This is a genomic window from Actinomadura sp. NTSP31 (assembly GCF_041951385.1).
Lineage (GTDB): Bacteria > Actinomycetota > Actinomycetes > Streptosporangiales > Streptosporangiaceae > Spirillospora > Spirillospora napierensis.
In genome coordinates, this window is sequence record NZ_JBGNUT010000018.1 from 155,221 (window position 1) to 178,456 (window position 23,236).

Consider the following 23,236-nt stretch of genomic DNA (forward strand, 5'->3'; position numbering starts at 1 on the left):
AGCTTCTTCACCAGCGAGAACGCCACTAGGAGGACGTCATGGAGGAACTGTTCGAGCAGCTGTCGGCCGGGAAGCTGGAGCTGGCCAACCGGTTGGTGATGGCACCGATGACGCGGAGCAGAGCCGTCCACGACGGCAAGGTGACCGACCTGCAGGCCGGGTACTACGCCCAGCGGGCCGGCGCGGGCCTCATCATCACCGAGGGGACGCAGCCGAGCGTGCGGGGCCAGGGTTATGTCTGGACGCCAGGCCTGCACAGCGACGAGCAGGTGGAGGCGTGGCGGGCGGTCACCGATGCCGTCCACGCGGAGGGAAGCGTCATCTTCGCGCAGCTCATGCACACGGGACGCGTCGGACACCCCTCGCTCTACCCGGACGGCGGCCTGCCCATCGGGCCGTCCCCGATCCCTACGGGAGAGCAGATGTGGGCACCGGAGGGCATGCTCGACCACCCGGAACCCCGGGAGATGACCCTGGACGACATCGCCGAGGCGGTGGACGACTTCGCCGCTGCGGCGCGCAACGCCATCGCGGCCGGTTTCGACGGTGTGGAACTGCACGGCGCCAACGGCTACCTCATCCACCAGTTCCTAACGGACGGCAGTAACAAGCGGACCGACACGTACGGCGGGGCTATCGAGAACCGCATCCGGTTCGGCGTAGAGGTGGCGAAGGCCGTCGCGGAGGCGATCGGACCCGAGCGTGTGGGATTCCGTGTGTCGCCCGGTAGCAGCGCCAATGGCGTCAGCGAAAGCGACACCGACGAACTGTACGCCGCGCTGATGGAGGCACTGGCGCCGCTGGGACTCGCGTACCTCCACGTCTTGGAACTGGGCGACCGTGAGAGGACGCGGCGCGTGCGTGCCGCGTGGCCGGGCACGTTGATCCTCAACCCGCACCCGACGCCGGAGTCCTTCCCGGCGAAGCCGGAGTACGGAATGGACGCGCTGCGCGAGGGCGTCGCGGACGCGGTCGCCTTCGGCGAACTCTGGCTCGCCAACCCGGACCTGCCCGCCCGCATCAAGGCCGGCGGTCCCTACAACGAGGCGGACCGAGCCTCCTTCTACGGCGGCGACCACCGCGGCTACACCGACTACCCGTCCCTTTCCTAGCCAACTCGTGGTCAGGCCGAGGGCCCCGCACCGGTGTCGTCCGGTGCGGGGCCCTCGCATGTGCGTCCGGCTCAGTAACCGGGCCGTACGGCGCCGTTGAACTGGCTCTTGTAGTAGTGGGTCAGCTTGACCTTCTTCACATGCGAGCCCGAGTTGGGCGCGTGAATCATGTAGCCGTGCCCGACGTAGATGCCCACGTGCGTCCGGCCGCTGTAGAAGAAGAGCAGGTCGCCCGCCTTGGCGCCCTTCCAGGAGACCTTGTGCTTCACCGCGCGGTAGATCTGCTGCGTGGTGCGCGGCAGCTTGACACCGGCCTTGTGCCAGGATGCCTGCGCCAAGCCCGAGCAGTCCCACGAGCCTGGCCCGGTACCGCCGTACCGGTACGGGTCACCGATCTGCTTGTAGGCATACTTGACGGCCACGGCCGCGCGCTTGCTCTGCTTGGCGGCGCGTGACGTCGTGGACGTGGCCTTCGCGGGCGCCGCCTTGGTGCTCGCGGCCTTCGTCCCGGTGGCCTTGGTGGCCGATGCCGCGAGCGTGACGCGCTGCGGGACGTTGGTGGCGGCGTTCGCGGGGGCCGCGGCCAGGAGCGTCGCTCCGAGCGCCGTGGTCGTGGTGAGCACGAGGCCACCAGCGGTGATTCCGGTCTTCAGGGGGTTTCGGGGGGTATGCAGAATGACTCCAGACCTCACGGTTGGTGCCTACCGGGCAGCCGTCACCCCACGTGTGACCGGTGGGGTTCGGGATGCTTCGCGCCCGTTCGGGCGTCCGCGGCGCCATGGGAGGGTGCCGCGGCCTACGGGCCGCTTCCGGCTCCGTGCCTCTCGTCTGCACGGATTAGGCGGTCGACGCGGGCTCGCCCGATGTCATGGGGGCTTCCGATGGGACGGCGCCGGCCGCTCTCCCGAGTAGCCGGACACCTGCCGCCGCCGCGCGTCGGTGCGTGTTCTGTTGTCCGAGCGGCTGCCGTGCCGCATGAACCGAGCAGGAACGTAGCCAGCCTCCAGTGGGTCAAGCAAATCTCAGGTAGATCACAAAGCCTCTCGGGTGGCCGGTGCGGGAGTGGCGCCAGCGGCCCGGCCTGGGCAAATTAAGATCATTTTCCTGGCTTCTGTGAAGTGGGCCACATGCTGCGGAAATGCGTCGATCGAGGCCTGGCGGAGACCGCGCGGCGGGGTGGTTATCCACAGAACGTGATTCCAGTTCCGGTGCTCCGGCGGCGGGCGTTTGACTGGGCTGGTCGCTGGATGCGCGGGGGTCGCGGGTTTCGCCATCCGGAAAGGAGTCGGGCAAATGGTCGCGAAAGTGTTACTTCGGTCACGGCTCTCCAGTGCGTGGCGGATCGAGGACGCAGCGTTGCCGGAACCGGCCACGCCCCAGGGATTGACTCGGGGCTCGCGCGGACCTGTAGTCCGGGAGAGATTCATGTCCGGTGCCCGGAGGGAGTTCCGTGTTCCGCAGGTCCGGCAGAACGCGCCTCGTGCGCGTGCTCCCCGCTCTCGCCCTCGCGGTCGCCGTCACGGTGACCGCCTCGCCCGCCGCCCATGCCCGTACCGGGCCCGCCGCGTCCGCCTCGAAGACCGCCGCGTTCCCCCGTGGGTTCCTCTGGGGCGTCGCCACGTCCGGGTTCCAGGGCGAAGGCTCCTTCCCCGACAGCAACTGGACGCGTTACGTCAAGCGCAAGGCGACCGGGATCAGCGATCCGTACGGGAAGTCGGTCGACTTCCTGCACCGGTATCCGGGCGACATCAAGCTCGCGCGGAACCTGGGCGCGAACGTGTTCCGCTCCTCCGTCGAGTGGGCGCGGATCGAGCCCAGGCCGGGCGTCCGCGATCCCAAGGCCCTCGCCTACTACGACGACCTCATCCGCCGGATCCGCGCCGCCGGCATGCGGCCGATGATCACGCTGGACCACTGGGTGTATCCCGGATGGGTGGCCGACCAGGGCGCCTGGGACAACCCGAAGACCGGGGCGGACTGGCTGCGCAACGCCAGGTTCATCGTCGACCGCTACAAGCGCCAGGGGGTCATCTGGATCACGTTCAACGAGGCCAGTGCCTACATGTACAAAGAGCTGACGATGCGGCCGATGGACCTCGGACAGCTCGCCGCCATGCGGACCGAGATCGTCAGGACCCACCGTGCCGCCTACGACATGATCCACGAGATCGACCCGGGCGCCCCGGTCTCGACGAACGTCGCGTACGGGACGGCGCTGAACGGCATCTTCGACGCCGCCCTGTTCAACGAGGTGACCGACAAGCTCGACTTCATCGGCATCGACTACTACTACGGTGCGAACGCGGAGAACCTCACCGCCGGGTACGCGCTGACCGGCGAGTTCTGGAAGATCGACCCGGAGCCGGAAGGGCTGTACTACGTCCTCAGGAGCTACCAGCGGCGGCTGCCGGGGCTGCCGGTGTACGTGGTCGAGAACGGCATGTCGACCGACAACGGCAAGCCCCGCCCGGACGGCTACACCCGCAGCGATCACCTCCGCGACCACGTCTACTGGATCCAGCGGGCGATGGCCGACGGGGTGAAGGTGATCGGCTACAACTACTGGAGCCTCACCGACAACTACGAGTGGGGCAGTTACCGGCCGCGGTTCGGCCTCTACACGGTGGACGCGCTGACCGACCCGTCCCTGGCCCGCCGTCCGACCGACGCCGTCGCGACGTACCGATCGATCATCGCGAACCGCGGCGTCCCCTCCGGATACGTGCCGGTCCGGCGACCCGGCTGGTGCTCGGTCGAGGATCCGGTCGCGACCTGTTTCGGCACCACCCCGACCCCGCCCGCCGCCTACCGGATTCCGGCGCGCTGATGCTGGAATGAATATCGTTTTCATGTCACCCTGAATCCGTCCGCACAACGGAGGAAGGGAGCACGGCCATGTCCTTGACCGTCGACGACCGGCTGCTGGAGAAGGCGCTGCGGGACGAGGTGGACGACGCCTCGTTCATCGCGTGCGTCCGCGAGTCACTGCCCTACGCGTGGGAGGTCGTCAGCGGCGTCGCCGCCCGGATGCGGGACGGCGGCGCCGGGTTCGCCGACAACCAGACCCCGCCGCCGGACGAGCACGCTCGCGGCCAACTGCTGCGCGTCCTCGCCAGCGACGCGATGCGCGGCGCGCTCGAACGGCATTTCGGCGTCCGGCTCGCCTTCCAGAACTGCCACCGCGTGGCCGCCTTCGACCTCGCCGCCGACGGCGCCGCCGACCGCTACGCACGCTTCGTCTCGCCCCGAGCTCAGCTCCTCAACCAGTCCCCGGAACTCGTCGACTGCTGACCCGCCCCGGACCGAGGCCCCCAGGGATCGGTGGCCGCCAGTCACCGACTACCGCCGCCAACTACCGGCTACCGGCCACCGGCCAAAGGCCGCCAGCTTTCGGCCGCCTGCCGCCTGCCGCCTGCCGCCTGCTACCGGCTGTGCTGTGGTGGTTATCGGCTGCTGGCCACCGGCTACCGGCGGCTGTCGGCTGCCGGTGGAGTGTCGACGCCATCGACGTAACACCGGCCCGCGCCGCCCGGGTGCCCTCGGTGCGCGCTCGCCGAGCACCGGTGCGCCCACCGCAGGACGAGCCCGGCGCCCGTATCGGCCCGACACGGTCGCCCGTACAGGCAAGCGCCCGCTTAGCTTGCTTGCGACGCGGGAGCCCGGTCGGCCGAGCGAGCGGTGGAGCTTGGGCTGGGTGATCGCAGGTCGCTTGGGTCGGCCGCTGGCGGCGTTGGGCGATGTGCGTGGATGTCCGGACCGCCCCGGGCGTCCACGCCACCCAGTCGCCCCACGGCGTGTGGATCAGGTCGATGAGGTGCTCCCCGTCACAGACCTTGGCCAGCCAGTTCTCGGGGCTGTCCAGATGCCCCACGGTGGGACGGCGAGGTGTGGTGGGCGGGTGGCCGTGGTGCGCGCCGGTGTTGGGACGTGCGGCGGTGGTGCGCGCCGGTGTGGGGGCGGGTGGCCGTGGTGCGCGCCGGTGTGGGGGCGGGTGGCCGTGGTGCGCGCCGGTGTGGGGGCGGGTGGCCGTGGTGCGCGCCGGTGTGGGGGCGGGCGGCCGTTGTGAGTGCTGGTGAGCTGGGCGTCTTTGTCTGCGTCTATTCGGGCTAGCGGTGCGGTGTCTGGGCTGGGTGACCGCTGGGCGGGTGTGGTCGCCGCGCTGGTGGAGGGTGGGCGGCCCGCGTGGAGGCTGCGGCGCCCCGGCGTCCACGCCGCTGGTCGTTGGGAAGCGGGCGGGCGTGGTGGTTGGGCGGGCGTGGTGGTTGGGCGGCCGTGGTGCGTGGTGCGTGATGTGTGGCGGCGGGGGTGTCTGTGTCGGTCGTCGCGTGTGTTGGTCTTGGGCGTGGGGTCTGTGTGCGTGGACGGTTGCGGCGCGCCCTGGGGTGTCCACGCCATTCGGTCGTTGGTGGGTTGGTGTGGTGGTCGGGGGGCGGCTTTTGTGGGGGCGGGGGTCCTGCCAGTGGGTATGAGGTGGGGAAATGGGGGGTAGCTGCGCGGTGAGGGGTAGGAGTCACGTGTGGGGGATGTGCAGACCGGGACGCGGCGCGCGGGGGGCGTGCCGAATCTCGGTGTGGTGCGGGGCAGCGGGTCGCCGGGGCCGGGCGGGGCCGGGGACGGGCTGCTGCTCAGCCTGAAGCGGGCCGCCGCGGCGCTGCGGGACGCCGGAGTCGACTACGCGTTGGCGGGCGGGTTCGCGGCCTATGCGCACGGGGCGGCCGTGTCGACGCACGATGTGGACTTCGTGGTGCGGGAGCGCGACGTCGGGGACGCGCTGGAGGCGCTCGGCGCGGCGGGCATGGGGCATCTGGACAGCCCCGAGAACTGGCTGGCCAAGGTCTGTGACGGGGAGCACCTCATCGACCTGATCCACACGCCGTCGGGGCGTCCGGTGGACACCGAGCTGCTGGGGCGGGCCACGGAGATGGCGGTGGGCGCGGTGTACATGCCGGTGCTGCCGGCGACGGACCTGGTGGTCATGCGGGTGCTGGCGTTCAGCGAGACGGCGTGCGACTTCAGCGGGTTTCTGCATGTGAGCCGGGCACTGCGGGAGCAGGTGGACTGGCGGTACGTGGCCGCGGAGACGGCGGACTCGCCGTACGCGTACGCGTTCCTGGCCCTGCTGTCGCGGCTCGGCGTCATCGAGGGGGGCGTGCCGTGACCGAGTACCTGCCGGCGCACATCCAGGAGGCGCTCACGTCGCGGGCGCACGAGCTGGGCATCCGGGTCGACGTGCGGGGCAACGTGGTGCACCTGCGCGGGGAGGTGGCCAGCGAGGAGCGGCGGCGGGCGGTCGAGGACGCCGCGCGGGCCGCCGCGGAGGGCCACGAGATCTGCAACGAGCTGCACGTCGTCGCGGTGACGGAGCCGGACGGGGAGGAGAGGCTTTCATGATCCGTGTGGCGGCGGCCGGGGACCTGCACGTGGGGGCCGACATGGCCGGGGCGTACCGGGAGCGGCTCGGGCGGCTGGCCGGGCACGCGGACGTGTTCCTCGTCGCGGGGGACCTGACCCGGCACGGGACGGTGGAGGAGGGCCGGGTCGCGGCGGGCGAGCTGCGGGATCTCGGGGTGCCGGTGATCGCGGTGCTCGGCAACCACGACTACCACTCCGACCAGGAGGACGAGATCACCGGCGTCCTGACGGAGGCGGGGGTGACCGTGCTGGAGGGGGACGGGACGGTCGTGGACTGCGACGGGATGCGGCTCGGCGTCGCGGGCGGCAAGGGGTTCGGCGGCGGGTTCGAGGGCAGGTGCGCGAGCGATTTCGGCGAGCCGGAGATGAAGGCGTTCATCCGGCACACCAAGGCGTTCGCGGACCGGCTCGGGACCGCGCTGCTGGAGTTGGACGCGGACATGCGGGTGAGCCTGACGCACTACTCGCCCGCCGAGGACACGCTCGAGGGCGAGCCGCCGGAGATCTACCCGTTCCTCGGGAGCTACCTGATGGGCGAGGCGATCGACGCGGCGCGGCCGGCGCTGGCGATCCACGGGCACGCGCACAAGGGGACGGAGAAGGGGATGACGCAGGGCGGCGTCCGGGTGCGGAACGTCGCGCTGCCGGTGATCCAGCACGCCTACGCGCTGTACTGCCTGGACGTGGCGGAGGCGGCGGCGCCCGTCGCGGAGGAGCGGGTCTCCGCGTGGTGACCTTCCCGTGATGGCCGGTGGCCGCGAGATCGCCGGGGAGGGGCGGAGGTCTCGCGGCCACCGGACGCGGGATGCGGGGCGGCGAGGATCAGGTGCGTAGCAGGTCCAGGACGGCCTGCTCGACCGGGCCCTGGGTGGCGAGTTCGCCGGGGGAGGCGTCGACGCCGAGCTTGCCGAGGGCGGGGGAGATCGTCCTGCCCTCCTCGTAGAGGGTGATGATCCGCGGGTCGATGTAGGAGGCGCGCGCCACGGCCGGGGTGTTGCCGAGGTACTCGGCGACCTCCTTGACGACGCGGACGACGGCCTTGTGGCGGGCCGTCTCGCCGGTGCCGGCGCCGGTCGAGACGGCGAGCCCGACGGCGGCGAGGACGGTGGCGTGCCAGGTGCGGAAGTCCTTGGCGGTGAAGTCGCCGCCGGTCACCTCGCGGATGAAGTCGTTGATGTCGGTGGCGGTGACGTCGTGCCAGCCGGCGCGGGTCCGGTAGGCGAGGAGTTCGGGCGAGTCGTCCTTGCGGCGCATCAGGCCGACGACGACCTTGCAGACGTTCTCCTCCGCGACGGACTGGTAGCGGTCCTTCGCGCCCTTCGCCGGGTACTCGAACGTCACGTGTCCGCGCCGGCAGGTGACGTGCTCGCGCAGCACGGTGGCCAGCCCGAACGTGCCGTTCTCCGCCGCGTACTCCTCGCTGCCGATGCGGAAGAAGCCGAGGTCGATGAGGCGGACGGCGGCGGACAGCACCCGCTCGCGGCCGTAGCCGCGCCCGGCGAGGTGCCCGGCGAGCGCGTCGCGCACCTTGGGGAGCCGTTCGGCCAGGTCGAGGACGTGGTCGTGCTTCTCGCGGTCGCGCTGCTCGCGCCAGGCGCCGTGGTAGAGGTACTGGCGGCGGCCGGCGGCGTCGGTGCCCATCGCCTGGATGTGGCCGTCGGCGTCCGGGCATATCCACACGTCCTGCCAGGCGGGCGGGATGACGAGCGCGCGGATCCGCTCCTTCTCCGCCGCGTCGTCCAGCGGGCGGCCGTCCGGGCGGAGGTAGAGGAAGCCCCTGCCGCATCTGCGCCGCCCGAAGCCCGGTTCGGACGGGTCGCTGCGCTGTAACTCCATGGGCGCCTCAGCCCGGATGGATCTCGCCGCCGGCCGGGACGAGCGTCTGGCCCGTGTAATAGGACGACTGCCTGTTGGCGGCGAAGAAGACATAGGAGGGGGCAATCTCGTCGGGGTCGGCGGGGCGGCCCATCGGGGACTGACCGCCGAAGCCCTCGACCCGCTCGGCGTCGAACGTGGCGGGGATCAGCGGGGTCCAGACGGGGCCGGGGGCGACGCAGTTGACGCGGATCTCGCGGTCCATCAGGTTCTGCGCGAGGGAGGTGGCGAAGGTCATCGCGGCGGCCTTGCTGGCGGCGTAGTCGATCAGCGTCTTGTTGCCGCGCAGGCCGTTGATGGATCCGGTGAACACGATGGACGATCCGGGCCCGAGGTGGTTCAGGGCCTCCTGGACGGTCCAGAACAGCGCGTACACGTTGACGGCGAACGTCCGCTGGAGTTGCGCGTCGTCGATCTCGCGGACGTCCTTGACCGGGGTCTGCGTGCCGTGGTGCAGGACGAGGACGTCCAGGCCGCCGAGGTCGCGGACGGCGTGCTCGACGGTCTCGCGGCAGTGCCGCTCCTCGGCGAGGTCGCCGCCGAAGGTGAAGCAGCGGCGCCCTTCGGCCTCGACGAGTGACTTGGTGTGCCGGGCGTCGTCGTCCTCTTCGAGGTAGGTGAGGGCGACGTCGGCGCCCTCCTTGGCGAACGCGACGGACACCGCGCGGCCGATGCCCGAGTCGCCGCCGGTGATCAGGGCGCGCCTGCCGTCGAGGAGGCCGCTGCCGGTGTAGCCGCGCATCTCGTCGCGCGGTTCGGGCGTCATGTCCCCGGTGCGGCCTGGGTAGGACTGGCTCTGTGCCGGAGGTTCGGTCATGCGGGACGGGTGCCCGGGGCGTCCCCGGGCAAACGTTCGCCGTATTGTGACTCCCGAGTAACATCGCGCCCGGGCAATCCGCCGGGGTGTGAGCAGAACGTCGGGGTGACGTGTGGGTAACATCATCCCGAACCACATTCGGTCCCTCACGTAAGGTGCTGCTTATGGACCTGAACGGAGTTTCCGCCGTCGTATCCGGTGGCGCGAGCGGCCTCGGTGAGGCCACCGTCCGCGCGCTGGCCGCCGAAGGCGCCAAGGTCGTCGTCGCCGACATGAACGAGGACAAGGGCAAGAAGGTCGCCGACGAGGTCGGCGGCGTCTTCGTCAAGACGGACGTGTCGAGCGAGGAGCAGGTGCAGGCCGCCGTCCAGGCCGCCGTCGACACCGGCGCCCCGCTGCGCGTCATCGTCAACAGCGCCGGCATCGGCTGGGCCTCGCGCACCGTCGGCCGCGACGGCACCCCGCACGACCTGGCGTCCTACGAGACGGTCATCCGGGTCAACCTGATCGGCACCTTCAACCTGATGCGCATCGGCGCCGCGGCGATCTCCAAGACCGAGCCCGCCGACGCCGACGGCGCCCGCGGCGTGGTGATCAACACCGCGTCCATCGCCGGCATCGAGGGCCAGACCGGGCAGATCGCCTACTCGGCCTCCAAGGGCGGCATCATCGGCATGACGCTGCCGGCCGCGCGCGACCTCGCCGCGATCGGCGTCCGGGTCAACACCATCTGCCCCGGCATCATCGACACCCCGATCTACGGCGAGGGCGAGGCCGCCGACGCGTTCAAGGCCAAGCTCGCCGCGCCGGTGCCGTTCCCGAAGCGGATGGGCAAGGCGTCGGAGTTCGCGCACCTGGTCAAGTCCCTCATCGAGAACGACTACATGAACGGCGAGACCATCCGTTTCGACGGTGGCATCCGCTTTCAGCCGAAGTGAGGCACTGAATGACCGACGCTGTTCTGACGGAGGAGGACGGCGCCGTCCTCGTCATCACCATCAACCGCCCGGAGGCCCGCAACGCGGTCAACGGCGAGGTGGCGAAGGGGATCGCCGCGGCTCTGGACGAGCTGGACTCCCGCAAGGACCTGTCCATCGGCGTCCTGACCGGCGCCGGCGGCACGTTCTGCTCCGGCATGGACCTCAAGGGCTTCCTCACGGGCGACAACCCGACCGTGGAGGGCCGCGGGTTCGCGGGCATCACCGAGCGCCCGTCGGCCAAGCCGCTGATCGCCGCGGTCGAGGGCTACGCGCTGGCCGGCGGCTGCGAGGTCGCGCTGTCCTGCGACATGATCGTCGCGTCCCGGGACGCGCAGTTCGGGCTGCCCGAGCCGAAGCGCGGCCTGGTCGCCGCGGGCGGCGGGCTGCTGCGGCTGCCGCAGCGCATCCCGTTCCACATCGCCATGGAGATCGCCCTGACCGGCGACAAGTACCCGGCGGAGCGGATGGCCGAGCTCGGGTTCGTCAACCGGCTGGCCGAGCCGGGCGGCGCGCTCGCCGCGGCCAAGGAGCTGGCGCTGAAGGTCGCCGAGAACGCCCCGCTGGCGCTCGCCGCGACCAAGAAGATCATCGTCGAGTCCGCCGACTGGACGTCCGCCGAGGCGTGGAAGAAGCAGCAGGACATCACGCTGCCCGTCTTCACCTCCAAGGACGCGCAGGAGGGCCCGGCGGCCTTCGCCGAGAAGCGCAAGCCGAACTGGAAGGGCGAGTGACGGCCCTGCCGTAACGCCCGTCCGCGTCGGACGCCCGGAGCCGGTCCCGGCTCCGGGCGTCCGCCGTTCCGTCCGGTCCCCGTCGTGGCCGGGACGTCCTGTTCCGGCCGTGCGGCAAGATCCTCTTACCTGGAGGTAAGTCTTCCCGTACTCTTTTGCCGCACTGGGACTGATCTTGGGAGTGGCAGATGAGACGGAACGCGGTGCCGGCCTCGGCCGTGGCGGTCGCCTGTGCCGCCGGAACGCTCGCGCTGGCCGCCGCGCCCGCCCAGGCCGCGGCCGGGTGGAAGAACGTCGGCGGGGCCGGGCTGGCCTACGACGGCAGCCTCGACCGCGTCGACTTCGGCGCCGCGAACGCCGGCTGGGCCGTCGGGGCCGCCGGCTCGTTCTTCAGCCCGCAGACGAAGATCGCGAAGTGGAACGGCTCGGCCTGGGTCGCCCAGGCCGCCCCCGTCGGCTTCACCCCGACCGACGTCGCCGTGGCGAGCGCGTCCAAGGCGTGGATCGTCGGCTACAACCTCGGCGGCACCGTCGGCCTGTACTGGAATGGCACCAAGTGGAGCAAGGTGTCCTATCCGCTGGTCGGCCTGCCCAGCCAGGTGGCGGCGGCGCCGGACGGCACCGCCTACTCCGTCGCCGGGGTCGACCCGACCGCGGGCGGCCTCAGCGCCGTCCTGCGGTGGACGGGCACCGCGTGGGCGGACGCGAAGGTCCCGCTGCCCGCCTCGTCCGCGATCACCGCCGTGGACGTCAAGTCGAAGAGCGACGTCTGGCTCGCCGGGACCACGTCCGCCAACGGGACGTCCGTCACCGGCCTGGTGATGCACTACGACGGCAAGGCGTGGAAGAGGATCGCCGTCCCCGGCGCCATGGGCACGCCCGCCTACCAGGGCACGCTGTACAAGATCGTCGAGAACTCGCCGACGAACGTGTACGTGCTGCGCGTCCGGCAGAACGCGCAGATCACCAACGCGATCCTGCAGTACAACGGCTCGACCTGGAAGACGGTCAACACGCCGCTGAACACGGCCGGGATCGGGCTGTCCTCCGACGGCAAGGGCGGCGTGGTCATGCTGCCGGTCACCACCGGCACCAGAACCCAGTACATGCACTACAACGGCACGTCCTGGACGACGCTCAACGGGCCGGCGCGCAGCGGCACCGTCCAGGCGTCCGACGCCGACGCCCGTCCCGGCACCGCCGGGATCGTCAGCGCGGGTACCGCGTCGCAGACCGGCAAGAAGGTGCCGTTCATCGAGTACTTCGGGTAAAAGTGGCCTCTGACCTGTGTCGGAGCGGCGTGGCGGATCACTGTGAAACCGCCTGTTCTGCCTCTGTTCCGGTCGACTGTTGATCTTGGACGGGGCGGAGGCGGAACAGCGACCGATCGACGGCCGTGCGAGCGGCCTCGTACGTCTCCTCGGTCACATGGCTGTAGACACCGAGCGTCACTGGGAGCCCGGCCGCCTTCCGGCTGTGCCCCATGAAGTCCATGATCCCGGCGAGGCTCACGCCCGCGTCGCCGAGCGTGGTGGAGAACCAGTGCCGTAGCGCGTGCATCCCGTCCTCGCGCGCCTGCTCGTACGCCAGCGCGCCGCGGGCGTTCTTCGACGGCGGAGGGATGACCCCGGCCCGCGCCAGCGCCACCTTCCACACCAGCCCGTTGTAGGTCGACATCTGCAGGTTCTTGCCGTCCGCGGATGATTGCCGACCTCGGTCCGCCCGGGTGCGGACGCCCTCGGGGAGCGGCGGGGCGAGCAGCTGGTCACGCCAGACGAACAGCAGTTCGACCGTCACCGGGTCCTCGGCGATGCGCCCGTCCTCGTTCATCCACGGCAGCGTCACGGCCACCGGCGGGTGCGTGTCCTTGTGCGCCTGGACGGTCCGCGCGACCCCGGGCGACAGCGGCGCCGTCCGGGCCTTGCCGCCCTTGGGCAGCTTCAACACGATGCGGTTGCCGACGCGGACGAGCTGTCGCTCGATGCGCAGCCGCCCCGCGTCGAAGTCGAAGTCATCGACTGCCAGCGCGAAAGCCTCGGCCTGCCGGAGCCCGCACCCGGCCGCGACGAGCGGCACGGCCCGGTACGGCGCCGGGTGCTGGTCGACGACAGCCAACACGCGGTCGGTAGTCCAGGGCGCGCGCTCCTTCGGCTCGGCCACCACACGGGGGATGATCGGCGAGCGCGCCGGGTTGTCCTTACGGCGGCCGTCCGCGACCGCGAGGTCGAACGTCCCTTGGACAATGTGGAAGGCGAGCGCCTGCGTCGCCGGCCCGTGCGTCTTCTCCAGCTCGCGGAGCCACTCGAGGATCTCCGACGGCCGAGGCGACTTCACCTGACGATGCCCGAACGTCGGTTCGACGTGCAGCCGGAACACCGACTCGTATCGGACCCGGCTGCTACCGCCGAGGCCACGCAGCCGTATCCACTTCTTGGCCAGCGCGCCGAACTGCTCGCGGCCGGCCTTGGGATCGATGTACTCGCCGCGCTCAGCGTCCTCCTCTTGCTTGCGGGCGTAGCTCTTGGCGTTTTCCTTGGCGTGGAATGCCTTGGTGACCTCGGCGCCGTCCGGGCCAATCCAGATCGCTAGCCACCGCTTCGCCGTCTTCGAGCCGCCGCGGTCCGGGTGCCGCTTGGTCTTGACCTTGACCCGTCGGCCGGGGGCATCTGGGTCCGGTACTTCGGCGTGCCACAGGTCCTTTACGCGCGCCATGTCCTCACCTGCCGTCCAGTTCGGCGATGCGCCCCTGCAACGCGTCCACCAGTTCCCGGGTCACCAGGCCTCGCCTCGCCTGAACGCTGCGCGCCGGCGCGTCGTCAGGCAGGGCCGCCGCAACCCGCGCGTCGCGTTCTTCGGTGAGGCTCCGGCCCCAGAGATCCAAGGAGACCGCAACGACCACAAGCCGCGGCTCTCCGAGCTTGGCGGCTGCACGGTCCTCGGCAAGGCCCACCGTCGCCTCACGGAGAGAGGAAATCGCAGGCAGCCCCGTGGAGTAGCCGAGAGCCTTTAGGCGTTTGAAGATCGGTTCTAGCTGCTGCTGAGTGGCTGCGAGCTTCTCGAGGGAATCCTCGACCGCGCGGTCATACACCGTCAGCTCAGGGACGTACTCGTCATCAAAGATGCTGGCCCAACGACCTGCCAGGACCCTCAGCTTGGGCGTGAGGTAGAGAAGTTCGTCGTGGTCAGGGAACAGATCGCCGTACGTGATCTTCCTGTTCAGGGTCTCCTCGAGCAAGACCGGCAAGACTGCGAACTCCTCCAGGGTGACCGCCTTGTCGCCTAGCTCGAGGGCAGCCACCTTCGACCGGGACCACTTGAGCCCCATCACCTGAGCCGTCCGGGCAAGGTCTTCCTGGCGCATGCCACCGCCTTCACGGAGCCGCCGGACGGCATCGCCGATCACCTCTCGGAAGCTCTTAGGGTCTCTCACGCCGTTCAGCGTATTACGCCACGTGTATCAAAGCTAGGGCGCTTGACAACGAGTCGCAGCGTCCACGATCGTATTCCCATGCGTAACAAGATTGGGACGCTTGGTCTCGGCGATGCGCCGGTCAAGGCAGTGGGGCACGGCCGAGACATGCCGGACGCGCTCGAAGACGATCAGCTCTGGACGACCACCGAGACGGCCTCCTACCTGCGACGTCCCCCCGGAACGCTGCGGCAGTGGCGTCACCGCGGCTTCGGCCCCAAGGGGTTCCGCTGCGGAGGAATCGTGGTCTACCGCAGGAGTGAGGTCCTGCGCTGGATCGCCGAGCAGGAGAGGCTCGAGGCAGCCCGAACGGACGGAAATGACGCCGCTTGAGGGCGCCAGAGACCGAGCCCAGCAGCCCTCATCGTCGCAGAGCCTGAGCGTGAAGGCGCCGCGTGCGGTCGCCACGCCGTTGCCCCCGGCAGGCCGGCGCACTCAGACCTGGTTCACCTACGAGTGCCCGCACTGCGACGGGATCCACCTCGGCCGCACCCGCGACCCCGACGCGCTCCTCAGCGCGCGGCGCGGCAGCTGCGGCCGCCTCGTCGACGTGGTGATCAGCGATGCGCCCTGACAACGAAGCGGCTCCCAGGCCAGCACCCGGAAGCCGCTTGAACGCTCGGATCGCCGCCAGCGACCCCGACTCAGCCCCCACCAAGGAGCAAGTGATCCCGATGCTAGCCGAACCTCCAGGTCCGCACGGCGGACGTACGTGGAATCGCTACGGCGCCGCGCTCGCCCGCTTCGCCGTCGAGCTGACGGCCGTCATCCGGCAGACCGCCATCGCGGAAGTCGGCGGAGACCCGGCCGACACCGCCGAGCGCCTCGAGCTGCTCCGCGTCCACCTCCACCGGGAGATCGACGACGCGATCGATGCCGAGGCCGTTCGGCACCCGTCGCCGCGGCGGCTCATCTTCCGCGCGACCCGCTATCGGGAGCCCGCGTGACCCGCCTGCCGGGCGGAGTGCGGACCAGCCCGCGACCTTAGCGGGTCCGCCGGTCCACGATCTGACCAGCGGCATTCATCGCCGCGCAGCGCACGAACACGAGAGGCAACGTACGTGGAGGACAGGTACGGCGACGCACCGTGGGTCAGCGTGCCCGCGGTGGCCTGGGTGATCGACGACGCCCCCGTCCCTGCCGACCTCATGGCGACCCTTGTCGTGATCGCCCGGCGCTGCGACCTGTACGGGCGCGGCTCCTACCAGTCGATGTCGACGATCGCCGAGAAGACCGGCAAGTCCCCGGACCAGGCCCGGCGGGACGTCAAGCGGCTGCGTGATCTCGGCCTGGTGCTGCTCGGCGATCAGACGTTGCCCGCGCAGCGCGGAGTACCGGCCGGCCAGCGGCCGCCGGTGTATGACCTGCCGATGCACCTGAGGGGTCCGAAGCCGCGTAAGGGATCCAAGAACCCGTCGGGAAAGAAGTCGACCCCTGGCATGGATGCAAGGGGTGGCATGGATGCAAGGGGTGGCATGGAAGCCCCCTTGACCCCTGGCATGGATGCCGGGGGACCCCTTGCATGGATGCCACCCAAAGAAGACCTACAACCCAAGGAACAACACCACCCCCCTAAGCCCCCCGCGTCGCGGGGGGACGGTGCGAAGAAGCCGCGGCGCCGTCCGGGAGAGGAACACCCCGACTTCGCCGACTGGTACGCCGCCTACCCCCTGCACCAAGCCCGCGCTGACGCCGTGAAGGCGTACGCCAAGGCTGTACAGAAGACCGACCCGGCCACCCTCCTCGCCGCCGCCAAGCGCTACCGCGACGACCCCAAGGTCCTCCGCGGCTACGCCATGGACCCCGACAACTGGCTCGACCGAGAGCGCTGGCTCGACGAGCCCACGCCGCTGCGTCATGACCCGCGCTACGCGCCCGGCACCGGCTCCCAGGTGCCGCCGCGTGGTTCCTACCGAGAGGACGACCCGCTATGACCACGTTCGACGACGAAGCCGACCGGGAACACGAACGCGACCAGCGCGAGGCGCGCGTCGCCGTCGTCCGCCGCGCCCGCCCGGAGCGCCTGCGCACGCCCGGCGTCCTCCGCCCCGACATCGCGGCGTGGGTCGACCGGCTCGCCCAAGGCAGCGCCGAGAACCTGCTGCTGCGCGGCGAGGTCGGCACCGGCAAGACGTGGTCAGCGTGGGAAGCGCTCGAGCGCGCCGCCGCCATCTGGCGCGGCAAGTGGGCGTTCGTCGGCCCAGCCGACTGGCAGGACACCATCACTCCCCCGACCGACCAGGCCGACCGCGACAAGCTCCGGCTGTGGCGCGAGGTCCCACTGCTGATCCTGGACGACCTCGGGGCCGGCCAGGTCAACGAGTGGGAGCGCAAATGCCTGCACAACGTCGTCGATGAACGGTGGGCGCACGCCCGCCCGACGGTGGTCACCTACAACCTGCAGTCGCTCGAAGCAGCCTTCGGCGAGCGGATCGGCTCCCGCCTGACCGGCGGAGCGACCAGGATCGACTTCGACGGCCCGGACCGCAGGAGGGCCCAGTGACCGAGCAGCTGGTCGACGGCCTCAGCGACCCGTCCGACTTCCGGCCGCCTCGTCACGACCTGGCCGCAGAGAAGGGCGTTCTCGCAGGGATGATGCTGGCGCAGGACATGATCGCCGACGTCGTCGAGACCGGGCTGCGCACGAAGCACTTCTTCCGGCCCGGCCACCAGCTGATCTACAACGCGATCCTGGACCTGTACGGCCGCGGGGACCCCACCGACGTCATTACCGTCGCCGGTGAGCTCGACAAGCGCGGCGAGCTCATGAAGGTCGGCGAAGGCTCCGACCGGGGCGGCTCCTATCTGCACACCCTGGTGTCCACGGTGCCCGTCGGCCACAGCGCCAGCCACTACGCCCGCACCGTGGAGACCTGGGGAAGGCTCGCCCTGCTCGAGCAGGCCGGCACTCGGATCGTGCAGATCGCTCGCTCAGTAACCGACGCCGACGACGCCGCCGACCTGGCGAACAAGACGCTCGAGGAAGCGACCCGCGACACCACATCGACCACGGCCCGGCCCGTCTCCGAGCTGATCAGCGGCTACCTCGACCACCTCGAGAACGGGTCGGGCGACACCTGCCTCGCAACCGGCTGGAACGAACTGGACTCGCTGCTCGGCGGCGGGCTCCGGCCCGGGCAGATGGTCGTGATCGGCGCCCGTCCCGGCATCGGGAAGTCCGTGGTGATGCTGAACGCCGCCTACAACGCCGCCATTAGCAACGGGCTGCCCGTGCTGTTCGCGTCGCTGGAGATGAGCCACCAGGAACTCATGGACCGGATCGTGTCCCGCGCCGCGAAGATCAGCCTCCACCGGCTCCGCACCCGCAGCCTGGACAAAGACGACTGGGACCGCTTCGCCAAGGTCATGCCCGAACTGGGCATCGGCCGGACGCTGCTGCTCGACGACGACCCCGGCACGGGCATCACGCAGTTGCGGACCAAGCTGCGGGCCATGCGTCGGGCCGGCGCTCCGGCCGCGCTGCTGGTCGTGGACTACCTGCAGCTCATGACGGCCGGGAAGCGGACGGAGAACCGGCAGATCGAGGTGTCCATGCTCGCCCGGTCGCTGAAGCTGCTGGCCAAGGAGTTCGCCGTCCCTGTGGTCGTCGGATCGCAGCTCAACCGGGGCGTCGAGAACCGCAACGACAAGAAGCCGCTGCTGGCTGACCTGCGCGAAAGCGGCGCCGTGGAGCAGGACTCGGACATCGTGATCCTTCTGCACCGCGAAGACGCCTACGACAAGGAGTCACCGCGGTCCGGTGAGATCGACCTGATCGTGGCCAAGCACCGCAACGGCCCGACCGCGACCGTGACGCTGGCGTGGCAGGGCCACTATCAGCGCGCATCCAACCTCGGACACGAGCCCGGGCCCGCCTACACCCAGGGGGCTCTGTGATCACCGGCAAGGAGACGATGACCATGAAGATCGGCCTGTGCGGCGTCTGCGAGGGCGAACACCGCACCCTGCAAGACGGCACCCTCCGCAAGCACAACACTCCGGACGGCGCGCCCTGCCCGGGGTCGCGCCGCAACCCGGCCGCCATCCTCCCGCTGACGTTCCGCCGGTGGCTGACCACCCAGGCCAACCGCCACGGACACGGACGCGACCTCTACATCGGACGCCTCGCCCGCGCCGCCCAGCTCTACGGCGACGACTGGACCACCACCGAGGACCTCGCCGACGCCATGGGTGCCGCGGGCGTCAACCCCAACGCTGCCCTCGTGCGGTACCTCACCGAGGCAGCCGACGAGTACAAGACGGTGCTCGAAAGCGCCCGGCAGACCTGACCCCGAGCGGGCCTAGCCGTACGCCCTGGCCAGGCCCGCTCTCTCCGGCCACAACTTGTCTGAGGAGCAGAGGAGCTATGACCCCCGAAGAGATCGACGCCGACCTACGCGCCGCCGTCAACGACCGCCTCGCCGACCGCCTCGAGGCCAACCGGACCCGCCGCGATGGCCGCATAACGCGCCTCACCGAACTCCACCAGCGCCGCACGCACGGCCTACGGCAGCGCCACGCAGCCAAGCTCGCCCGCACCCAGGCCACCACCAATCCGGGCGAAGCGGGCCCACCCCATGCCACCACCCCACCCACAACCCCAGGGAGCCCTGTGGACACCGACGCCGCCCTGCGCCGCGCCATCGCCGACCTCACCGAACGCGAACGCGCCACCCTCCGCCAGCAGAGCCAGAACGCCGCCGGCCGCTGGACCGCGACCCTGCCCAGGGTCGGCGCCGTGTGGGCCGCGTTCGCCGCCGTCGTCGCCGAGATCGACCGCGCCGAACGCGCCCGGGTGGCTGCCCGGCAAGCCTCACGAGACCAGATGCACCCGGGCCTGTGACCGGCAACCCATGACGAGGAAACCCCGCGTCGCGGCAGCGCACCCATGACGTGCGGCCACGCAGCGGGACCCATCGAACCGTCCCCACCGGAGGGAGACCGAAGTGGCGCGAGAGAGGCAGTCGAAGCGGTGCACGGCACGCCGTACCAACGGGGAGCCGTGCAAGGCGTGGGCCATGGTCGGGGCGACGACGTGCCGGGCGCACGGCTCGAGTGCCCCGCAGGTCCGGGCCGTGGCCGAGCGGCGGGTGACCGAGACCGACGTGCGTCGGGCGATGAACGCGGCGGTCGATCGACTGGCGGCTGAGTATCAGAAGTGGCAGGTGGGGCGGCTCACGACGGCGTCCATGCTGCTCGACAAGCCGCCGAAAGAGCTGCTGTTCCCGGACGGCAGCCCGAACGAGTTGCTGCTCGCGTTCTGCCGCATGATCCACGGCGAGCCGGACGGCCCGGAGTCCGCACCGAAGATGCGGCTCGATCGCCGCTTCAAGGCCAACCGGCTCCCCTACCGAGGCAGCGAGACTCCGTGACGACCGGCCCCGTCCCTGACGCGCGGCGCCTCGCGGTCGCGTTGCTGCGCCTGGTCGAGACCGGCGACGCCACCGGCGCGCGGCTGCTGCTGGACGGCCTCGAGCCCGAGCAGTTGCGCGCCGTCCTGCTCGCGCAGACCCGCAACCTCGGACTGCTGTTCGAGGCCGCGTTCGCCGAGGTCGTCGAGCAGCGGCTTCCGGCCATCGCCGAGGCGTACGGGCGGACCCGCGCCGAGGTCATCGCGGACTACCTCGACCTCATCGCGCTGCGGTTCGCGCTCGGCGAGATGAGCAGCCGGCCGTGACCAGCCCCGCCACCGGCCGCGACACCGCGGCCGCGCCGGCGCGCCCGTCGCTGCTGGCCGCGCCGGTGTCCGGGTACCCGGCCGCTGAGATCGCCCAGATCCTCGGCGAGGTCCTCGAAGAGGTGATCGTGCGGAGGCAGCGCGCCGGGTTCAATCCCGCGCTGATCGCGGACCTGCGCACGCAGGTAGCGACGATCCGTCTCGCGGCGCAGCAGTGGCGGGAGTGGCGTGTTTCCGCTGGCGGAAGCACGGAAGTGGTCGCGGCGGGAACCGCGCCACGATCACCGCAGGAGATCACGCCTGAACAGGCGGGGGCCCTGCTGGGAGTCTCGCCCTCCCGGGTCCGGCAGCTGCTACGCGCCGGCGCGATCGAGGGCCGTAAGACCGGCCGGCAGTGGCTCACCACCCGGGGCGAGGTCGAGACGTACCGGTGCGGCCGCATGGCCGGGTCGGACTGACCGGAGGAGGCCCGGGATGCCGCGGACGCAGATCGAGGAGGTCGTGCGCGCCGCGCCTGCTGACCCGGGCATGGCGCTGGTGTACGAGGCGCGCCACCTGGCCGACGCCGAGCATGCGCGGCAGGAGCGGGTGAATGCCGAGGAAGCCGCCCGCGGCGCCGCACAGGTCCGCCACGGCCTCGAGGAGTCGTTCCGGCTGGCGGGTCTATCGCCGGAGGCGGCGCGCATCGCCGCGGCCGGACGCGATGGGATCCCCGGCGGGACGCCGGCGGCGGGACGGACGTTCGGGGACTTCGCCGCCGCCACCCCGGCCGAGGTCACCGTCGCCGAGGCGGACGCCGACACCGCGGCGGGCCTGACGGCCTCCTACGTGGCCGCGGGGATGACCCCGGAGGCCGCCCGCATCGCCGCCGGAGGCAGGCCGTGACCGAGGACCGCGGGCCCGCCAGCGGGCCGCTGAAGGCCGCGTGCGCCGAGCTGCAGGAAGCTCGGGACCGGGTCACCGAATGGACCGAGCGCCTCGCCGGTGAACGCCGCACCGTCAGCGGGATCGAGACCAGCATGGGCGAGGCCGCCCTCACCGCCGGAGACGCCGGCGAGATCGCGTCCCGGCTCGCCGAGGCCCGCGCCGCGGAGGACGTCACCGAGGCCGCCCTCGAGCAGGCCATGTACGAGGTCGTCCACGCGCGCGGCGCCGTGATCGCCGGCCGCATCGCCGAGCTGTATGCCGAAGCCGCCGCGCTGAACGCGGACGCCGACCAGCACCACGCCCGAACCCTCGAGCTGCTCGCGCAGCTGTCCGAGTGGGAGGACGGCGCGGTCTTCGTCGCGGTTGAGCCGTGGATGCTGGAACTCAAGGGGGCGTCGCTTGGGGGGTGCCGGATCCCCAAGACGACGCGGCTGCGGAACCAGGCGGCCGGGCTGCTCGCGCGCGCCGACAAGCTCGAGCGCCAGGCGGCCGCGGCCACCGACGACCAGCATGCGGCGCTCGCGGACCGGATCGCCGCCGAGGCCACGCGAGACACCTCCACCGACACCGCGACGGCTGCGGCGTAGGCGGTGCCATGAAGCTCGGGACGTCAACGTCACCCGCGGACGCCTGCTCGGGCGTGGCCGTGGGAGCCAAGGACGAACAGACGCACCTCCTCACCGGCGTCGGTGACGCGTCCTGCGTCCCTCCGACGGCCCGGCCTCCGCACCCCAACGGGCAGGCCGGAGGCCGGGCCGGGCCCCTCGCTCAGAACGTCGCAGCCGCTGCGCCGCGGCGCCCGATCCTGGGCGCCTCGGTGTCGGGGTTCAGCGCGCACTTCGTCCGGGCGCTGCTGGCCCCTCATCTGCCCGAGCAGCTGGACCGGCTGCGTGCCGAGATCGCCGCCGGCCGCGTCCACCCCGACTACCTCGAGCAGGCGAGCCGCGCCTGGTCGGCAATCCAGACCGCTGCAGACGAGTGGCTGACCTGGCGTTCTGCCGTTGACGGCAACACGGCAATCACTGGCCCTCACCCTCAGGCAGCCTCGGTGACGATCACAACGAAGGAGGCCGGGACCATGCTCGGACTCAAGGAACGACGGATACGGCAGATGCTCGCCGAGGGGCGCCTCGCAGGCACGCAGACCGGCCGGGTCTGGCTGGTCGACCAGGCCAGCGTCAGCGTCCTGGCCGCCACCCGGGGCGCCGCATGACCGCGCCGTTCTGGGAGGGCGCGCACGCCCGGCAGCACGCCGAGGCCGACGCGCGGCTCGAGCACGTCAGTGACGTACTCGCCGAGTCGGTCGACTGGCGCCGCGACCCCGCCGAGGTCGACGCCGAGGCCGAGCTCGCCGAGACGTTCCGCGCCCTCGGCCTGGACGACCAGCAGGCCCGCCTCGCTGCCCGCGGCCGTACCGCCGCGCCGGCCGCGAACGGATTCGACGCGCTCGCCGACACCTTCAAGGCGATCGGGCTGGACGAGTCGCAGGCCCGCGCCGCCGCGATCGGCCGCTCCGGTACCGAACAGCGCGCCCGGCAGGAGTTCACCGCCGCCGCCATCGCGCAGACCGCAGCGAGCCTCACAGAGGCGCAGGCGACGCAGGAAGCCGTCCGCGCGTTCCTGGAGTTCCAACCGTGGGCGGGCGCCGAGATCGCCCGCGAACAGGTGGCCGAACGGGCGCGCAGATGGGCGCTACTGCCCGAGGCAGCCCGGAAGGCGCGGCTGGTGGAGTACACGTGCGCGCTCCGGCAGGCCAAGGACCGCTGATGCGGACGCGTCAGGGGACGGGCGTCAAAGCCACCGCGTCGCACTGGAGACCTCGGCTTTGTGGGGTGCGGCGAGCACGGAGCCAAGGCAGCGAGGCGTTCTTCCTTTCAGCGCCTATGACCTGCCTGCGCCCTGGTGAAGGGCCGGGACCCTCTCGGACGGGCCCGGCCCTCCCCGCCCGGACGGACGCGCTATGAGCACCCCGGACGCGGCCCCTGACGTGGACATGGACGCGCTGCTGCTGGCACTGCCCGACATGGTGAAACACCAGGTGCTGCACATGCTCAACCAGCTGGCGCTACTGAACGAGGACAGCTTGGTCGAGTTGTACGCATGGTTCCGGCAGACCCGCGCTGACCTCGCCGACCGCGGTGTCCCGTACACCGATGCGCTCTACGGCTTCGGGGCGGTCGTGGCGGCCTGCTCGATGACGATCGGGGCTCCCGACGCCCCTGACGGCGGGAGGTAG

General features: G+C 71.1%; 30 protein-coding genes. 25 read left to right on the forward strand and 5 right to left on the reverse strand.

The window, feature by feature from the left end:
• The first annotated feature begins 38 nt into the window (after window positions 1–38).
• Window positions 39–1,112: an alkene reductase gene (locus ACA514_RS28590; RefSeq protein ID WP_375044337.1), complete on the forward strand. Its 1,074-nt coding sequence runs from the start codon at window positions 39–41 to the stop codon at window positions 1,110–1,112.
• A gap of 71 nt (window positions 1,113–1,183) precedes the next feature.
• Here ACA514_RS28590 and ACA514_RS28595 read toward each other — a convergent pair whose 3' ends face one another.
• Window positions 1,184–1,735 carry a C40 family peptidase gene (locus ACA514_RS28595; RefSeq protein ID WP_375044338.1) on the reverse strand — a complete coding sequence of 184 codons (552 nt, stop codon included), beginning with the start codon at window positions 1,733–1,735 and terminating at the stop codon, window positions 1,184–1,186.
• 857 nt (window positions 1,736–2,592) lie between these two features.
• On the opposite strand from ACA514_RS28595, the gene ACA514_RS28600 reads away from it, so the two are divergent.
• The 5 genes from ACA514_RS28600 to ACA514_RS28620 all read left to right on the forward strand — a co-directional run bounded on the left by ACA514_RS28600 (window position 2,593) and on the right by ACA514_RS28620 (window position 7,258).
• A complete protein-coding gene (locus ACA514_RS28600) occupies window positions 2,593–3,939 on the forward strand; it encodes a glycoside hydrolase family 1 protein (RefSeq protein WP_375044339.1) in 1,347 nt (448 codons plus the stop codon).
• A gap of 68 nt (window positions 3,940–4,007) precedes the next feature.
• Window positions 4,008–4,403 carry an SCO5389 family protein gene (locus ACA514_RS28605; protein ID WP_375044340.1) on the forward strand — a complete coding sequence of 132 codons (396 nt, stop codon included), beginning with the start codon at window positions 4,008–4,010 and terminating at the stop codon, window positions 4,401–4,403.
• A 1,225-nt stretch (window positions 4,404–5,628) separates the two neighbouring features.
• Window positions 5,629–6,270 carry a nucleotidyltransferase family protein gene (locus tag ACA514_RS28610; RefSeq protein ID WP_375044341.1) on the forward strand — a complete coding sequence of 214 codons (642 nt, stop codon included), beginning with the start codon at window positions 5,629–5,631 and terminating at the stop codon, window positions 6,268–6,270.
• Window positions 6,267–6,503 carry a BON domain-containing protein gene (locus tag ACA514_RS28615; RefSeq protein WP_375044342.1) on the forward strand — a complete coding sequence of 79 codons (237 nt, stop codon included), beginning with the start codon at window positions 6,267–6,269 and terminating at the stop codon, window positions 6,501–6,503. Before ACA514_RS28610 ends, ACA514_RS28615 begins: the two co-directional genes overlap by 4 nt.
• Window positions 6,500–7,258 carry a metallophosphoesterase gene (locus ACA514_RS28620; protein WP_375044343.1) on the forward strand — a complete coding sequence of 253 codons (759 nt, stop codon included), beginning with the start codon at window positions 6,500–6,502 and terminating at the stop codon, window positions 7,256–7,258. The genes ACA514_RS28615 and ACA514_RS28620 overlap by 4 nt, the downstream gene beginning before the upstream one ends.
• 88 nt (window positions 7,259–7,346) lie before the next feature.
• Here ACA514_RS28620 and ACA514_RS28625 read toward each other — a convergent pair whose 3' ends face one another.
• Entirely contained in the window at window positions 7,347–8,360 is a 1,014-nt protein-coding gene (locus ACA514_RS28625; protein WP_375044344.1) for a DNA topoisomerase IB, read from the reverse strand.
• A 7-nt stretch (window positions 8,361–8,367) separates the two neighbouring features.
• Complete coding sequence (locus tag ACA514_RS28630) at window positions 8,368–9,216, reverse strand: SDR family oxidoreductase (RefSeq protein ID WP_375044345.1); 849 nt, start codon at window positions 9,214–9,216, stop codon at window positions 8,368–8,370.
• Window positions 9,217–9,380: 164 nt separating this feature from the next.
• On the opposite strand from ACA514_RS28630, the gene ACA514_RS28635 reads away from it, so the two are divergent.
• From ACA514_RS28635 to ACA514_RS28645, 3 genes are all read left to right on the forward strand, one after another.
• Window positions 9,381–10,154: an SDR family NAD(P)-dependent oxidoreductase gene (locus ACA514_RS28635; protein ID WP_151539976.1), complete on the forward strand. Its 774-nt coding sequence runs from the start codon at window positions 9,381–9,383 to the stop codon at window positions 10,152–10,154.
• 8 nt (window positions 10,155–10,162) lie between these two features.
• The gene (locus ACA514_RS28640; protein ID WP_375044346.1) at window positions 10,163–10,927 is read left to right on the forward strand and encodes a crotonase/enoyl-CoA hydratase family protein; all 765 of its coding nucleotides are present in this window, start codon (window positions 10,163–10,165) and stop codon (window positions 10,925–10,927) included.
• A gap of 188 nt (window positions 10,928–11,115) precedes the next feature.
• Entirely contained in the window at window positions 11,116–12,198 is a 1,083-nt protein-coding gene (locus ACA514_RS28645; RefSeq protein ID WP_375044347.1) for a hypothetical protein, read from the forward strand.
• Between the two features lie 37 nt (window positions 12,199–12,235).
• Here ACA514_RS28645 and ACA514_RS28650 read toward each other — a convergent pair whose 3' ends face one another.
• Both ACA514_RS28650 and ACA514_RS28655 read right to left on the reverse strand, forming a co-directional pair.
• Window positions 12,236–13,639: a tyrosine-type recombinase/integrase gene (locus tag ACA514_RS28650; protein ID WP_375044348.1), complete on the reverse strand. Its 1,404-nt coding sequence runs from the start codon at window positions 13,637–13,639 to the stop codon at window positions 12,236–12,238.
• Window positions 13,640–13,643: 4 nt separating this feature from the next.
• Window positions 13,644–14,357: a hypothetical protein gene (locus tag ACA514_RS28655; RefSeq protein WP_375044349.1), complete on the reverse strand. Its 714-nt coding sequence runs from the start codon at window positions 14,355–14,357 to the stop codon at window positions 13,644–13,646.
• A 78-nt stretch (window positions 14,358–14,435) separates the two neighbouring features.
• Here ACA514_RS28655 and ACA514_RS28660 point away from each other — a divergent pair, with 78 nt between their 5' ends.
• The 16 genes from ACA514_RS28660 to ACA514_RS28735 all read left to right on the forward strand — a co-directional run bounded on the left by ACA514_RS28660 (window position 14,436) and on the right by ACA514_RS28735 (window position 23,236).
• Window positions 14,436–14,729, forward strand: coding sequence for a helix-turn-helix transcriptional regulator (locus ACA514_RS28660; RefSeq protein ID WP_375044350.1), 294 nt, complete (start codon window positions 14,436–14,438; stop codon window positions 14,727–14,729).
• 49 nt (window positions 14,730–14,778) lie between these two features.
• Entirely contained in the window at window positions 14,779–14,970 is a 192-nt protein-coding gene (locus tag ACA514_RS28665) for a hypothetical protein (protein ID WP_375044351.1), read from the forward strand.
• A 91-nt stretch (window positions 14,971–15,061) separates the two neighbouring features.
• Window positions 15,062–15,343 carry a hypothetical protein gene (locus tag ACA514_RS28670; protein WP_375044352.1) on the forward strand — a complete coding sequence of 94 codons (282 nt, stop codon included), beginning with the start codon at window positions 15,062–15,064 and terminating at the stop codon, window positions 15,341–15,343.
• 159 nt (window positions 15,344–15,502) lie between these two features.
• A complete protein-coding gene (locus ACA514_RS28675) occupies window positions 15,503–16,330 on the forward strand; it encodes a hypothetical protein (protein WP_375044353.1) in 828 nt (275 codons plus the stop codon).
• Window positions 16,327–16,899, forward strand: coding sequence for an ATP-binding protein (locus tag ACA514_RS28680; RefSeq protein WP_375044354.1), 573 nt, complete (start codon window positions 16,327–16,329; stop codon window positions 16,897–16,899). The genes ACA514_RS28675 and ACA514_RS28680 overlap by 4 nt, the downstream gene beginning before the upstream one ends.
• On the forward strand, window positions 16,896–18,293 hold the full coding sequence (locus ACA514_RS28685) for a replicative DNA helicase (protein ID WP_375044355.1): 1,398 nt from the start codon (window positions 16,896–16,898) through the stop codon (window positions 18,291–18,293). The genes ACA514_RS28680 and ACA514_RS28685 overlap by 4 nt, the downstream gene beginning before the upstream one ends.
• Window positions 18,294–18,310: 17 nt before the next feature.
• Complete coding sequence (locus ACA514_RS28690; RefSeq protein WP_375044356.1) at window positions 18,311–18,685, forward strand: hypothetical protein; 375 nt, start codon at window positions 18,311–18,313, stop codon at window positions 18,683–18,685.
• Window positions 18,686–18,762: 77 nt separating this feature from the next.
• Window positions 18,763–19,239 (forward strand): hypothetical protein, encoded by a 477-nt coding sequence (locus ACA514_RS28695; RefSeq protein WP_375044357.1) that lies wholly within the window; start codon window positions 18,763–18,765, stop codon window positions 19,237–19,239.
• Between the two features lie 247 nt (window positions 19,240–19,486).
• Window positions 19,487–19,768: a hypothetical protein gene (locus ACA514_RS28700; protein WP_375044358.1), complete on the forward strand. Its 282-nt coding sequence runs from the start codon at window positions 19,487–19,489 to the stop codon at window positions 19,766–19,768.
• Complete coding sequence (locus ACA514_RS28705; RefSeq protein WP_375044359.1) at window positions 19,765–20,073, forward strand: hypothetical protein; 309 nt, start codon at window positions 19,765–19,767, stop codon at window positions 20,071–20,073. Before ACA514_RS28700 ends, ACA514_RS28705 begins: the two co-directional genes overlap by 4 nt.
• Window positions 20,070–20,531: a helix-turn-helix domain-containing protein gene (locus ACA514_RS28710; RefSeq protein ID WP_375044360.1), complete on the forward strand. Its 462-nt coding sequence runs from the start codon at window positions 20,070–20,072 to the stop codon at window positions 20,529–20,531. Before ACA514_RS28705 ends, ACA514_RS28710 begins: the two co-directional genes overlap by 4 nt.
• 16 nt (window positions 20,532–20,547) lie before the next feature.
• Window positions 20,548–20,958, forward strand: a complete 411-nt coding sequence (locus ACA514_RS28715; RefSeq protein ID WP_375044361.1) for a hypothetical protein — start codon at window positions 20,548–20,550, stop codon at window positions 20,956–20,958.
• Window positions 20,955–21,587 (forward strand): hypothetical protein, encoded by a 633-nt coding sequence (locus ACA514_RS28720; RefSeq protein ID WP_375044362.1) that lies wholly within the window; start codon window positions 20,955–20,957, stop codon window positions 21,585–21,587. Before ACA514_RS28715 ends, ACA514_RS28720 begins: the two co-directional genes overlap by 4 nt.
• 8 nt (window positions 21,588–21,595) lie before the next feature.
• Entirely contained in the window at window positions 21,596–22,213 is a 618-nt protein-coding gene (locus tag ACA514_RS28725; protein ID WP_375044363.1) for a hypothetical protein, read from the forward strand.
• Window positions 22,210–22,767, forward strand: a complete 558-nt coding sequence (locus ACA514_RS28730; protein WP_375044364.1) for a hypothetical protein — start codon at window positions 22,210–22,212, stop codon at window positions 22,765–22,767. Before ACA514_RS28725 ends, ACA514_RS28730 begins: the two co-directional genes overlap by 4 nt.
• 193 nt (window positions 22,768–22,960) lie before the next feature.
• Window positions 22,961–23,236 carry a hypothetical protein gene (locus ACA514_RS28735; RefSeq protein WP_375044365.1) on the forward strand — a complete coding sequence of 92 codons (276 nt, stop codon included), beginning with the start codon at window positions 22,961–22,963 and terminating at the stop codon, window positions 23,234–23,236.